The organism is Clostridium peptidivorans (assembly GCF_900205925.1).
Taxonomy (GTDB): Bacteria; Bacillota; Clostridia; order Clostridiales; family Clostridiaceae; genus Clostridium_AK; species Clostridium_AK peptidivorans.
This window is the reverse complement of record NZ_OAOD01000002.1, coordinates 165,880-179,188: the sequence shown is the minus strand read 5'-3', so window position 1 is coordinate 179,188 and position 13,309 is coordinate 165,880. Positions and strand designations below refer to the sequence as shown.

Here is a 13,309-nt window from a genome sequence, read left to right as displayed (position 1 = left end):
AAAACAAGCAAATAACTTACCTAATGGAGTGCTTGAGCTTTTGCGAAAAGAATAGTTATGAAATCCCTTTATTTAGCATTTAATTTAAAGTTTTTTCTGAAAATCACGATAATTAAAGATATAGTTAGATAAATAGGAATTACATTATGGTGAGGAGGTGAAATTGTGTTTATTCAAAATAATCGATTACTTTTAAATTCCTATGCTAAGTTTACTAGTAATAAAACAGCTAAAAATGATACTACCGAAAAAATAGCTTCAGGAAAAAGAATAAATAAAGCAGCAGATGATGCAGCTGGGCTTTCTATAACAGAAAGTCTTAAGGCTCAAGTAAGAGGATTAAATGCAGCTGAAAGAAATATACAAGATGGGATATCTTTACTTCAAGTAGCCGATGGAGCTATGGATGAAATAACAAAGACACTTCATAGAATGAAAGAAGTTGCTGTTGAAGCTTCCAATGGAACTTTAACAAATGAAGATAGAAGTGCATTAGAAGAAGAATTTAATCAACTTAATCAAAGTATAGACTCCATAGCTAATGAAACTGAATTTAATGGGATAAAACTTTTAAATGAGGATAAAAGTTTAACTATTAAAATAAAAGATAATCCAGGTATTTTTTATGATTTAACTTTATTTGACAGTTCTACAAATGCTTTGGACTTAGATAATGCTTCACTAAGCAGTATATCAAGTTCTAGTAATACTATTTCAAAAGTGGATGAAGCGTTAAATAAAGTTATAGTAAATAGGACAGCTTTAGGGATACACTCCAATAATCTTCAATCTGCCTTCAATGATACAAGTAATTCAAAATTAAACTTAACTTCAGCTGTTTCTCAAATTGAAGATGTAAAAATGGCAACTGCTATTATGAAGTCAGTTAAGGATACTATACTTATAAATAGTAATCAATCTATGCTAATATCAGCACGCCAAAGTAATGAAAATATAAATGTAGTGCTCAATAAATGGATTAGTTAATTGAGGAGCGAGGTGATTAAGTGGACATAGCAGGATTATCTATGGCAATGAGCCAGTCAAAAGTTAAAGATGCAGCAAGTTTAGCAGTAATGAAACTTGCCATGAATACAGGAAAAGAAAATGCAGCTCAAATGACTGAAATGTTAAAAAGTGCAGCGGTAGACCCAAATAGGGGACAGAACCTAGATACAAGAGCATAAATTATGTTTTAACTTATAAGTTTGAATACTAATTAATAAGCACCAGCGGCTGATTATACTAGCTACTGGTGCTTATGTTTTGTAGTAAGAAGAAATATTAAACAAATTTTACTTTGGAATTATTCTGTTGAAAATTTCTTCAATTTCACTGCCAAATTCAGATAAAGGTTTTCCAGCTTGTATGCCTTGACCAACCTTAGATATTCTAGTAAAGATATCTGCATCGGCAGATACTGCCACTGTTTCAATTTCTTTATCAGTTGCTTTAACCTTAGCTTCGACATTGCTCTTAATTTTATTAGTTAAATTTCCTTCTACATTTCCACCTATGTTAACTCCTACTAAGGCTTTCTTTTCAGTTATTACTACTGCTGCATCTTTTACTCCATCTACAGTTTTAACAGCATTGGCAATTTTTTGTGACCTCTGATATAGGTCGTTTGATGTTCCTTGGTTTTGTACTGCTTTATTTCCTGGTGTTTGATTTTGACTTTCTTCTGTTTTAGCAATCTTCTGATTTTTAGTTGTAGCACCACCACAACCATATGAAGTTAATGAAAATAGCATAATAAAGCTAATTAAAGCTGTAGAGAATTTGAATTTTATCTTCAATTTTATCACCTCAAAATTATTTTTCCTTATTTTACTTTTATTATTAGTATTTCATTGATGTAAGTTTTTCCAACAACGTGAGATATGAAATAGTAGGAACTTATATATAGTAAAAAATTCCCACTAAATCATTAGCAGGAATTTTTTTATGATTAAAATATTATAAGTTAAAGGGTAATCTAGAAGCCGTCACCATCAAATAAGTTGCCAATACCACCCAAAATACTTCCTTCTTCTTTTCTTCCACCAGCATGATGGGCAGCTGCAAACACACGCTCTGCAAGTCTATTGAATGGAAGGGATTGAATCCACACACTTCCAGGTCCTGATACAGTAGCAAAAAATACACCTTCGCCACCAAAAAGAGTGTTTTTAACTCCACCTACAAATTCTATGTCGTAGCGTATATCTCTTGTCATAGCAACTAGGCAACCAGTATCTACTCTTAAAGTTTCACCAGGAAGTAAATCTTTTTTTACTAGTGCACCACAAGAGTGGATAAATGCTAAGCCATCACCTTCTAATTTTTGAAGTATAAATCCTTCACCACCGAAGAAACCAACACTTAATTTTTTTCTAAAATCTATACCTACAGAGACTCCTTTTGCTGCACATAAAAAAGAATCCTTTTGGCATATAAGTTTTCCGCCAAGCATGCTTAAATCCATAGGAAGTATTTTACCAATGTATGGTGATGCAAAGCTCACTTTTTGTTTCCCATAACCTACGTTAGTATATGATGTCATAAATAAGCTTTCGCCTGTTAGTACTCTTTTGCCAGCCCCAAAGAGCTTATCCATAAAGCCGCCAGCAGACCCCGATGAACCATCCCCGAATATTGTTTCCATTTGTATGCTAGTATCCATCATCATCATGCTACCAGCTTCAGCTACTACAGTTTCTCTAGGATCAAGTTCTATTTCAACGAATTGGGTATCGTCTCCATAAATGTTATAATCAATTTTATGAGAATTCATATACAAATTTTCCCCCATCCATATTTTTAATATTATTATCTTCAATATATATTAATTTAGCCTTAAATTCAATATTATGTTTAGAAAGTTTTCCTATGTAAGCTTTATTATTTAAATTTATAATTTGTAAAGAAATCATCAATAATCTTTTCTGACAGTCTTTTATAAGTATTTGCTCCATTTATAAGTGTAAGTACTGTTATTAGCATTTGTGCAAATTCTAAATTTTTAGGGGATAAATCTTTTGTATTTTCGAGCACTAAGTTCATCTTTTTATTTAAGTCTTCTTGCAAATTAACTGCATCAGCTTTTTTTATATGTAAAAAGGACTCATATATCTTTTCAATTTCTAAGCTCTCATCACTTGAGGATTCTATATTTTTAATCATGTCTTTAAATAATAAACTTACATCACCTATGGATAAGCTTTGTTTTAAATAATATATAAGTATGAGTAAAACAATATGATCTTTTGAGTACTTCTTTTTAGTAGAAGGCATAAGTATTTTAGCCTTAGTGTAGTTATTTATCATAGTTTTAGTTAATATCTTATCTTCTTCATTTCGTCTTAAATGAGACAACTTGCTATCAAATAAAGTAATAACTTGATCCATATACAAATCTAAGTTTGGAATATCTGAAAGCTCTATATCTTCATATGAAGAAACCTCTTCAATTAATGAACTTAATTTATTAATATCAAATTCCATTTATAGCACCTCTAATTATTTAATTCATTTAAATGATATTAGCATATGTATATTAATATTTCAACATAAGGTATAAAAAACCATATAATAATGTATGCGTATTAATAATTTATAAAAATTAGGGAATACTCGAAAATATAGTTATAAATTTTCAAAAGACACTTATATTTTGTTAAACTTTGTGGTAATATATTTATATGGTGATAAGTAGTTATTAAAACTACATGATACGGTTATAATAATAATCAAAATGGAGTGAGGATATATGTTTGCAAAGTTTAGAGAACCTATGAGTGGATTAACCCATTTAATTGGAGCGGTAATATCCTTAGTGGGCATGATAGCACTTATTTGGCATGAAAGTACAGTAGCAAAACCTGAGCCATTATCTTATGTAGCTATAGCTATGTTTGGCTTAAGCTTAATACTTCTTTATACAGCAAGTACGGTATACCATTTAGCAATGGCATCAGAAAGAGTAATAAGATTTCTAAGAAAGCTAGATCATTCAATGATTTTTGTTTTAATAGCAGGAACATATACCCCTATATGTTTGATTTCACTACATGGGACTTTAAGATGGGCAATGTTTATAGGTATTTGGGCTTGTGCTCTCATGGGCATTATATTTAAAATGGTGTGGTTTAATGCGCCAAGATGGATATCTACTTTATCTTATGTATTTATAGGATGGATTTCCGTATTTTTAATTCCAGCTCTTTCAAAGACCATGTCAACAGGAGGAATTGTTTTATTATTTCTTGGCGGTGTTTCTTATACTTTGGGTGCAGTTATATATGCCACAAAGTGGCCAAGGATAAAATCTAATATATTTGGATTCCATGAGATATTTCATTTGTTTGTATTGCTAGGAAGCTTTTTTCATTATTTTATGGTATTTAAGTATATAGTATAAATATGTTGGACACATATAAGTAAAATCTAATCTTGATAAAGTTTAAATAAAAATAGCATCAAAGATATAGAAGAGATCTATATTTTTGATGCTTTATTATTGTTTAATTAATTGTAGGGTTTAATGAACTAGAAGCCTGCAGGAACTGAAGAGTCTAATTTTCCATTAGACATTGATATCATATCTACTAAGTCAACATATTTAACATCTTCTTTATTTGGGAAATTTATTTCTACATTTTTATTGATATTAAATATATCATAATTAATACTGAAGGTTATTGAGTCAGTTTCGGTTATAATATCTGCACTTATTTTTTCTTGAACTATATAACCATCCTTAATGGCAAAGTCCATTACTAATCCATCTTTGCCAAATATGTTTTTCATTTTATCAATTTTTTTATTTAAGTCTTCGCTATTTATTTTTTTGTTTTCTTTGGACCATTCAGGGGATAAAGCTGTTAAATAATCTTGAAGCTCAGTAACTCTCTTTTCATCTTTAACATAAGCTTTTAAAAGTTTTTTGAGATCCTCGTTATTAATTTTAACTCTATAAGTTTCAAGGTTTTCATCAACTCCATTAATTGATACAGAGTTTTTGCCTGTGTATTTTATTAATCCTTTACCATCTTTTTTTGTATATTCTTTTATAAATAGAAATAAGGATTTTTCAATATTAGCAGCATTTGCAGCAAATTTATCTGTATCTATACTTGTTGAAGGTTTTGAATCTAAATTTTTAGCCTTTTCAAGCTCTTGAAGCTTTTTAAGTCCATTTGAATCTACATAAATGTAGTCAGTATTTTGTAACATAGATCCTAATTCAGTTTTTAACATTTGCGGAACTTTTATAAGAATTTTAAAATCTGATTTATTCTTACCTAGTGATATCTGCTGAATTAAGTCGAAATCTGTACTTATGCCTGCTGTTCCTAATTTAATATTTGTTTCAGACTTAATTAAACTTTTATCTTTTTTAACAGTTTTACCATTAAACTCTAAGCTAAATTCATTAGGGGTTTTAGTATTTAAAGCAGTTTCTCCATTAGTTTTGACATTAGCATTAGCTTTATAGTTAAAAGAGTGTAGTGTATTAGTTTTTGCTAGAGCGTTAATGAGCTTGTCTTCTTTTGAGGTACAGCCAGATAAAGAAATTAAACTAGTACCTATTAATAATGTAACAATTAGTCCTTTAAATTTTTTCATATTTTCCTCCTAGTTAATAAACTATAATTATAACTGTTTAAAAATAAAGTTTTATAAAGTTAATTATATGTATATTTTAAAGAAAATACAATAAACTTATTGTTAGAATTAAGGCAAAGGCATAGAACATTTAAACTATATGCATATTATTACAGCTATTAATTTTTCATTTCATATTTATAGATAATTTTTCATATATCTGTATAAAGTCACAGAGTTTATACAGATGAAGGAGGAGATAACTAGTATTATGGATAAAAGAGATATTAAAAATAGATTTAAAAATAATATAGTGGCAGTAATAAGGGAAAAGGATTTAGATTTTGCTGAAGTGCTTTGTAAAAACATAATATGTTCAGGTATAAATATAATTGAGGTAACTTGTACATTAAAGGAGGCACCAATACTTATAGATAGGCTTAAACGTAAATATTCAAATGCTCTTATAGGAGCAGGAACCATAGTAGATAAAATACAATTAAAGCAAGTTTTAAATAGTGGAGCGGACTTTATAGTATCTCCTTGTATTGTAGAGGAGGTGGGAAAGTACTGTAAGTCGCATGGAATATTTTTTTCACTAGGAGTGGCCACTCCAACAGAAGCATTTAAGGCATATAGCTTAGGATCAGACATTATAAAAGTATTTCCAGGAGAATCCCTAGGTCCTGAGTTTATAAAAGCTTTAAAAGGGCCGTTTCCATATATGGATTTAATGCCAACTGGAGGAGTAAGAGAGGATAATATAGAAAAGTGGTTTAGAGCAGGAGCCTACACACTAGGCGTAGATGAAGCTTTAGTTCAAGACATAACATTAGATAATTTAGATGAACTAAGAAGTAGATGTAAAAGATTGATAAGAGCGGTTTGTAATCATGTGTGAAACCTTACAAGAACTTTCTTAGAGGATAAATAATAATGATAAAGTTTGTATCACGATTTGCCATGTGGCTTTTCATAGCAATTTCAAGATTACTCAAGTTATTCCATTGTTTTTCTGAATTGTAGTTTTTACTTAAAACCTTTTCTATGGTAACATTATCATTATTATTATAAACAGTCATAGGATTTACCTTAGAGTGGATTGATAACATTAGGCATATAGATAACGTGTATATTATATATTTAAAGTTTTTTTCATAAACTTTTTCCTTTAAGGTTATTCTAAATTTATAGAGGTGATTTTAATGAAGGTATTATGTATTGTTCAGCCAGAAACAGTTTGTAATGGAAATATGGAGCTTTTAACAAGGTCTATTTCGGGAAAACCAGTTATTGTACATACCTTACAAAGACTAATGAAGGCAAAGCTTATAGATGAAGTTATTGTAGCGGCATCCAATAATATTAAGGATTCCTCTTTGGTAAGTGCACTTCAAGAAACCGAGCTTCATGTATTTACAGGGGATAAAGAAAATATGCTAAAAAGATTTAAGGAAGCTTCAGGTAAACATTTTGGTGATATAATAGTTAGAATAAAAGGTAATTGTCCTTTAATAGCCCCTGATATTGTAGACCATGTTATATCTTATTTTAAAATGTACGATTATGACTATGTATGCTTAGACGTACCAAACTCCTTTCCAGAGGGCTTAGAAGTAGAGGTGTTTTCAAAAGCAGCATTAGATAAATGTCTACAAAAGGTTATAAAAAGTTCAGGAATAAATACTATATCTATAAGGGAATCTATGTATTCAAATGAATGCTCTCCTGGTAAATACTATGAAGGAGTAACAAATTATATTTTAAAGCATCCTAGGGAGTTTAAGATTGGCATAGTAAAAGGAGAAAAGGCCTACAATAGAGGCTATAAGCTTTCTGTTGATACTAAAGAAGATTTCAGACTTATATGCACCATTTTTAGGCACTTTGATTCTGATTTTCCAAATGCTAAGGAAGTTATAAAGTTTTTAGATGAGAATCCAGAAATTGCAGAGATAAATCAAAAGGGAAAAAGTCAGCCTTAGGCTGACTTGAAACATTATTTTACTTCATTTCTATGTTCATTTTCTGATGAATTTAAATTAGTTGAGTTTTTTTCTATTTCATCTAATCTTTTTTCTATAAGTTCTATTTCTTTTCTAATTTCTTGAAGCAAATTATATATTTCCTTTTGCATAGTAGTCCTCCATTAATTTTATCTATACATATAGTTTACAAAATTAGAATTACTATTCAATATATTATCTATATTCTTTTGTGTATTGACTATTTTTCATTAAAGCTTTAAAATTTAGCTAAGAATTGAAATAAAAAAGTGGGAAGTTAAATTAAAATTTTCCAAAAGTCAATGGACTTGCAGAGCAATAAGGGAGGAATAAATTTATGACAATTGGGATAATACTTGTGCTTATAGGAATAGTAGGTATAGGCACTGTTGTAGGTTTCTTAGTACTTAGAAAATATGATGAAGATGATTTTATAGAGGATGATGACCTTGATGAAGATGATGATCTTGAAGAAAGTGAAAATGAAAATAGTAGGGTAGATAAAAAAATTACAGAAGAAAAAAATGCTGAAGAAAGTGTAAATAAAGAAAGTGATAATATTGAAAAACATAATTATAAAGATAGTAAGAGTGATATAAAAAATGATTTATTAGTTGAAAAGCAAGCTACAGAACTTGATGTAAAGAAAGAAATAAATTCTACCATAAGTGATGATACAATAATTTTAAGTAATTTTTACAATAATATAATTGCATTTTTAGTGCAGTTAAATGGAACAAAAAGAGGAACCAATTATGAGATTAAGCCTGGAGAAAGTCATATAGGTAGAAGTGATGAAAATGATATAGTACTTGATGATATGTATGTAAGTGGGAATCATGCCATTATAAAACAACAAGAAGACAAAATGTATATATATGATTTAAATTCAAAAAATGGAGTTTTTGTGAATGGAGACAAAATAGAAGAAGCTAAGGAATTAAATAACAATGACACCGTAATAATTGGAGAAACAAAATTAAGATTTGTAGTTATACAATAAAGATGAAGCTAATAGTTAATTATTAATAGTGGATAGTTATAATAGGAAGTCTGTAAATGCAGACTTCCTAATTTTATGGGCTTTTAAGTGAAGTTTAAATAAGAGATTTAAAACAATTACAAAGTCTATGAAAAAATTTAAAGTTTTGCTATAACTTGTCGATAATTGAGGATGTTGGTATAATATTGCAGTGACAATATAAAAAAGATAAGTAATTTACAATAAGGAGAAGATGAGATGGAAAAGTTATCAATGAAGCAAAAAAATCGCAGAAGTATAAAATATAAGCTGTTGCCACTTATAGTTATTGCTATGGTACTGCCGCTTTTAATACTTAGCATATTAAACTATGGAATTTCAAACAAAGTACTTTTAGATAGTTTTAAAAATAATTCAAAAGAAATGACAAAACAAATGAATAATAATTTAAATGATATGTTTATGGAAATCGAGTCAACTATAAACTTTTTATCTATGGATGAAAATTTGAGAAATTTAGTAAGTTTAGAAGATGAAATGAATAGCAAAGATGCAGCAAAAGATCAAATAAAAGAAGAAGTAGAAAAAACAAAATATTTTTCAAGAAAGTTATTAGATAATAAAGTTAAAACTGGAAATGGTATATTTTCCGTGTACATAGGAACCAAAAATAAAACATTCTTTGCAAATTCAACTAACAAGGCAGGAAATATGCCAGGATATGATCCTACACAGAGACCTTGGTATAAAGAGGCAATGGAAAATCCAGATAAGATAGTATATATAGATCCTTATGTAAGTCCAAGCACAGGAAAACTTATGTTTACTATGGCAAAAACTTTAAAGGGTAATAGTGGAGAAATACTTGGAGTAATGGGAATAGATATTACCCTTGAAAATTTATCAACAAAATATAAGAATGTTACCATGGGACACAGTGGAAGGATGTTTGTCATAAGTCCTGATGGTACAGTACTTTCCCACCCTGATGAAAAGCTAATCGGTAAAAGTATAAAAGGACAAGAAGTTTTTGAGGTAATTAATTCTGATAAAGAAGGTTTTAAAAAATATACCTTTGGGGGAGATCATAAGTATGTATCATTTACAACTAATGATAAAACATCATGGAAGATTGCATTAAGTTTTAATACAAATGAAACTCAAAAAGAGCTAAATACAATAAATAGAACAAATATACTAATTGCGTTATTAAGTACAATAATAGGAATAATATTTGCATTATATATATCTAATATGATAACAAAGCCTTTAAAAGTACTAGAAGATGGAATAAATAAAGCAGCTTCAGGAGATTTGACAGAAAACATAAATATAAGCTCAAGGGATGAGTTTGGGAATATAGGAAATGCCTTTAATCAAATGATGGGTAATTTAAAATCTCTTATAGGTGAGATAGTTTCATCATCCAAAATAGTGTCAGAAAGCTCTACGTCTTTAAGAGATATGTCAATTCAAACTTCTAGCGCTACAACAGAAGTTGCATTTACTATAGGAGAAATAGCAAAAACTGCTACATCACAAGCTGTACAAACTCAAAGAGGTATGGAAAAATCAGAACAGCTTTCAGAAAGTATTGATGAGATTTCAAAAGCAATACACACAGTAAAAGAAGTTTATGATAATGTTACAAAGTTAAATTTAAATGGTATGAAAGAAATTGAGGATTTAACAAGTAAGACTTCTCTTGTAAATTCTGATACAGAAAAGCTTAATGAAGTAATAGTAGCTATGGATATAAGTTCTCAAAAAATAGGAGAAATAATAGGAACTATTAAATCTATAGCTGATCAAACAAATCTTTTAGCGCTAAATGCATCAATTGAGGCTGCTCGTGCAGGGGAAGCAGGTCGTGGTTTTTCTGTAGTAGCAGAGGAAATAAGAAAACTTTCAGAAAGTACAGCGTATTCAACAGAAGAAATAAACAAGCTTATTATTGAAATACAAAGAAGATCTGCTAATGCTGTAACTTCTATAAGCGCTACAAAGGATACACTTGGAAAACAAATTGGTTCAGTAAATGGAACACGTGAAGTATTTGGAGAAATGTACAAGTCTATAGTTGAGGTTTCTAACTATATGAATCATATAGAAGCATTAAATAAAACTATGATTATTAATAAAGAAGAAATAATGGAAGCTATAACAGAAATATCAGGAGCATCTGAAGAAACTTCAGCTTCTACAGAAGAAGTTTCTGCAAGTGCAGAAGAGATACTTGCTATTATAGAAGACCTTTCAACAAGTACAAATAAGTTATCAGAGTTAGCTGAAAATCTTTTAGAAGAGGTGAACAATTTTAAGGTAGAATAGATAGTAAATAGTTACTAGTGAATGGAAGAAAAAATGAATAATAAAGTGCAAAACATTTTTCAAATAATAATTATGAATTATTATTTGAAAAAATGTTTTGCGTTTTTTTTGTTTTTAGAGTATATTTATGGAAAAGGCATCGGCAAATAGGTTATGTAATATAGTATGATAGTATGGTTGAAATATATTTAATTTTGAAAATAAAAACGAAACTCAAGCTAGGATTTACAAGAAGATTTAGATAGTACATGAAAGGAGTAGAATAATGGGAGAGGATAAAATAGTTGTTAGCAAAGATATACTTATAAAAATAAAGTCAAGAGCTCAAACCATTAAATCATTATGTAAGGACAAGGCATTAATTAAAGAAGCAGAGGAGATATTAGATTTAGTAAGTAAGGAATTAAATAAAGATACAGAAACTGTGATGGAAAAAATCGAACAAAAAATGAGGGAAACTAGGAGCTCAAATCCAGATTTAAATGCAAATTTATATATACTTCATAGAAATCTCTTGAACAATAAAATAACTAAGGAAGATGCTTTGGCATTATATAAAATGTATATAGATTCTGAAATTTTTGATAAGAAAATTTACTAAGTAAATAGAGATAGGTACTAAAAATTAAAACTTTATATACAGTTTCTAATCTTTAGTACCTAGCCTATGATAATTTTTAGCAATATGTATTAAAGTACTTTTATAACTTCAACTTCGTAGTCTCCATCAGGGGAGCTTACTTTAGCCTTTTTTCCTATGGAAAGTTTATATAAAGCTTTTCCTAAAGGAGAGTCTATGCTTATTTTCATATTTCTTGGATCAGCTTCTACAGAACTTACTAAAGTCACTTCTTCTTCTTCATCCATATCATAAAATTTAACTATTGCAGTTTTGTTGATGTCAAACATATTTGCATCTGTAGAACTTTCTACTATTACTGAATTTCTTAATTGATTTTCTAGTTCAAGTATTCTAGTTTCATTTAAAGATTGATCATCCTTTGCAGCGGAATAATCGGCGTTTTCGCTTAGATCTCCTTGAGAACGAGCATGTTTTAATGCTTCCTTAATTTCAACTCTTTTAACGGTTTTTAAGTATTCCAATTCTGTTTCTATTTTTTTTCTAGCTGTTTCAGTTAAAATAATTTTATCCATAAACAAATTCACCTTCCTAGTAACTTATTATTGACAGTCAATAAAATTTTAAACGACATATAAAAATGCTTTTAAGTTTTCCTCTAATGCCATTTTATCATCAATATATTAGTATAATCAACACATATATAATATTTATGAATAATAAGGGATGAATATTTAAGAATGGAGCTTTTGTTTGAAAAGTCGAAATAATTGTAAAAAATCTAAAATTTATCTTGTTATGTAATAAATATTTGTATATAATGTAAATAGATTTGCTTGTTAGAGTAGGTGATTGCGCGTAAAGTGCTAGGTGGACAGGAAGTTGCCACTAGACGAAGAGACTTTGATTTTTTTAAGTTTCGCGATGCAATTGCCGCATTCCGCTAACATTTTAGCGTCACTTTCTCTATTAGCAAATACTATCAAAGGAGGCGGCGTTATGAAAAATACAAGAAAAATGGTATTTTTAGGTTTGTTTATTTCATTACAAGTAATACTTACAAGATTTTTAGGAATTGAAACACCAATTATCAGAGTGAGTTTTGGATTTTTACCATTAGCTTTATGTGGTATGTTATTTGGTCCTTTATATGGAGGTATATGCGGAGCAGCAGCTGATATTTTAGGTATGCTGATATTTCCTAAAGGAGCATATTTTCCAGGATTTACATTGAGTGCAGCTTTATCAGGAGTAATATATGGAATATTTCTTTATAAAAGACCTAAATCTATGATTAATATAATTTTAGCTGTATTAACTATAACACTTTTTGTAAATTTGGGACTTAATACCATATGGATTTCAATGATAACTGGAAAGGCAGTATATGCTATAATAGTTCCTAGAATAATAAAAAATCTTATAGAAATACCAGTAAAAGTTCCGGTTATATATATGTGTTGGAAAGCAATTGGAGAATATATGGACAAATCCTTCCGTAATGTGGCAATTTAAATAAGTATAAATTTATGTTCTACATGGCAAAATATAATTAAATACATGTAGAAAGGAAGGATGGCTATGAGACCTTTTAAAGGGGATAAACATCAAAAAAGTGGGAAAAATGATGGTGTAAAACCTATAGATAGAGTGAAAAAAAGGGACAAGAAGAATCCTCCAGCTTATGAAAACTTTGATGGAGAAAAGATAGATTGATATAATTCAATAATTAGAGCATAAAAGTTAAAATAAAAAATAGGAAGTTTGCTTGCAAACTTCCTATTTTTTATTTGAAAAATTAATTGGTTGTTTTTAAATTAA

General features: G+C 29.1%; 17 protein-coding genes and 1 riboswitch. Of the genes, 10 read left to right on the top strand and 7 right to left on the bottom strand.

Features of this window, described 5'->3' with window-relative positions; translation table 11 throughout:
* Positions 1-165: 165 nt before the first annotated feature.
* The gene (locus CRN98_RS02645; protein ID WP_097025875.1) at positions 166-987 is read left to right on the top strand and encodes a flagellin; all 822 of its coding nucleotides are present in this window, start codon (positions 166-168) and stop codon (positions 985-987) included.
* Between the two features lie 20 nt (positions 988-1,007).
* Positions 1,008-1,187 (top strand): YjfB family protein, encoded by a 180-nt coding sequence (locus CRN98_RS02640; protein WP_097025874.1) that lies wholly within the window; start codon positions 1,008-1,010, stop codon positions 1,185-1,187.
* A gap of 108 nt (positions 1,188-1,295) precedes the next feature.
* Here CRN98_RS02640 and CRN98_RS02635 read toward each other — a convergent pair whose 3' ends face one another.
* From CRN98_RS02635 to CRN98_RS02625, 3 genes are all read right to left on the bottom strand, one after another.
* Positions 1,296-1,808 (bottom strand): YhcN/YlaJ family sporulation lipoprotein, encoded by a 513-nt coding sequence (locus tag CRN98_RS02635; protein WP_423237078.1) that lies wholly within the window; start codon positions 1,806-1,808, stop codon positions 1,296-1,298.
* Positions 1,809-1,978: 170 nt separating this feature from the next.
* A complete protein-coding gene (locus tag CRN98_RS02630; RefSeq protein WP_097025873.1) occupies positions 1,979-2,776 on the bottom strand; it encodes a TIGR00266 family protein in 798 nt (265 codons plus the stop codon).
* 107 nt (positions 2,777-2,883) lie between these two features.
* On the bottom strand, positions 2,884-3,486 hold the full coding sequence (locus CRN98_RS02625) for a DUF1836 domain-containing protein (RefSeq protein ID WP_097025872.1): 603 nt from the start codon (positions 3,484-3,486) through the stop codon (positions 2,884-2,886).
* Between the two features lie 265 nt (positions 3,487-3,751).
* On the opposite strand from CRN98_RS02625, the gene trhA reads away from it, so the two are divergent.
* Complete coding sequence (gene trhA / locus CRN98_RS02620; protein WP_097025871.1) at positions 3,752-4,402, top strand: PAQR family membrane homeostasis protein TrhA; 651 nt, start codon at positions 3,752-3,754, stop codon at positions 4,400-4,402.
* 128 nt (positions 4,403-4,530) lie between these two features.
* On the opposite strand, the gene CRN98_RS02615 is transcribed toward trhA, so the two are convergent.
* Positions 4,531-5,610: a hypothetical protein gene (locus CRN98_RS02615; RefSeq protein WP_097025870.1), complete on the bottom strand. Its 1,080-nt coding sequence runs from the start codon at positions 5,608-5,610 to the stop codon at positions 4,531-4,533.
* A 250-nt stretch (positions 5,611-5,860) separates the two neighbouring features.
* Between CRN98_RS02615 and CRN98_RS02610 the strand changes: the two genes are divergently transcribed.
* Entirely contained in the window at positions 5,861-6,490 is a 630-nt protein-coding gene (locus tag CRN98_RS02610; RefSeq protein ID WP_097025869.1) for a bifunctional 4-hydroxy-2-oxoglutarate aldolase/2-dehydro-3-deoxy-phosphogluconate aldolase, read from the top strand.
* 4 nt (positions 6,491-6,494) lie between these two features.
* On the opposite strand, the gene CRN98_RS17450 is transcribed toward CRN98_RS02610, so the two are convergent.
* Positions 6,495-6,671, bottom strand: coding sequence for a hypothetical protein (locus tag CRN98_RS17450; protein WP_179631880.1), 177 nt, complete (start codon positions 6,669-6,671; stop codon positions 6,495-6,497).
* Positions 6,672-6,794: 123 nt separating this feature from the next.
* Between CRN98_RS17450 and CRN98_RS02605 the strand changes: the two genes are divergently transcribed.
* The gene (locus CRN98_RS02605) at positions 6,795-7,574 is read left to right on the top strand and encodes a cytidylyltransferase domain-containing protein (protein ID WP_097025868.1); all 780 of its coding nucleotides are present in this window, start codon (positions 6,795-6,797) and stop codon (positions 7,572-7,574) included.
* 14 nt (positions 7,575-7,588) lie between these two features.
* Here CRN98_RS02605 and CRN98_RS17605 read toward each other — a convergent pair whose 3' ends face one another.
* A complete protein-coding gene (locus tag CRN98_RS17605; protein WP_179631879.1) occupies positions 7,589-7,726 on the bottom strand; it encodes a hypothetical protein in 138 nt (45 codons plus the stop codon).
* Between the two features lie 206 nt (positions 7,727-7,932).
* Here CRN98_RS17605 and CRN98_RS02600 point away from each other — a divergent pair, with 206 nt between their 5' ends.
* From CRN98_RS02600 to CRN98_RS02590, 3 genes are all read left to right on the top strand, one after another.
* Positions 7,933-8,598, top strand: coding sequence for an FHA domain-containing protein (locus CRN98_RS02600; RefSeq protein ID WP_097025867.1), 666 nt, complete (start codon positions 7,933-7,935; stop codon positions 8,596-8,598).
* Between the two features lie 237 nt (positions 8,599-8,835).
* Complete coding sequence (locus CRN98_RS02595) at positions 8,836-10,908, top strand: methyl-accepting chemotaxis protein (protein WP_097025866.1); 2,073 nt, start codon at positions 8,836-8,838, stop codon at positions 10,906-10,908.
* Between the two features lie 265 nt (positions 10,909-11,173).
* Positions 11,174-11,509 (top strand): hypothetical protein, encoded by a 336-nt coding sequence (locus tag CRN98_RS02590; RefSeq protein ID WP_097025865.1) that lies wholly within the window; start codon positions 11,174-11,176, stop codon positions 11,507-11,509.
* An 89-nt stretch (positions 11,510-11,598) separates the two neighbouring features.
* On the opposite strand, the gene greA is transcribed toward CRN98_RS02590, so the two are convergent.
* Entirely contained in the window at positions 11,599-12,063 is a 465-nt protein-coding gene (gene greA, locus CRN98_RS02585) for a transcription elongation factor GreA (RefSeq protein ID WP_097025864.1), read from the bottom strand.
* A gap of 263 nt (positions 12,064-12,326) precedes the next feature.
* Positions 12,327-12,436: riboswitch (THF riboswitch) on the top strand.
* Between the two features lie 51 nt (positions 12,437-12,487).
* Here greA and CRN98_RS02580 point away from each other — a divergent pair.
* Both CRN98_RS02580 and CRN98_RS18010 read left to right on the top strand, forming a co-directional pair.
* Complete coding sequence (locus CRN98_RS02580; protein ID WP_097025863.1) at positions 12,488-13,003, top strand: folate family ECF transporter S component; 516 nt, start codon at positions 12,488-12,490, stop codon at positions 13,001-13,003.
* Between the two features lie 66 nt (positions 13,004-13,069).
* Positions 13,070-13,204 carry a hypothetical protein gene (locus CRN98_RS18010; RefSeq protein ID WP_097025862.1) on the top strand — a complete coding sequence of 45 codons (135 nt, stop codon included), beginning with the start codon at positions 13,070-13,072 and terminating at the stop codon, positions 13,202-13,204.
* The last annotated feature ends 105 nt before the right edge of the window (positions 13,205-13,309 follow it).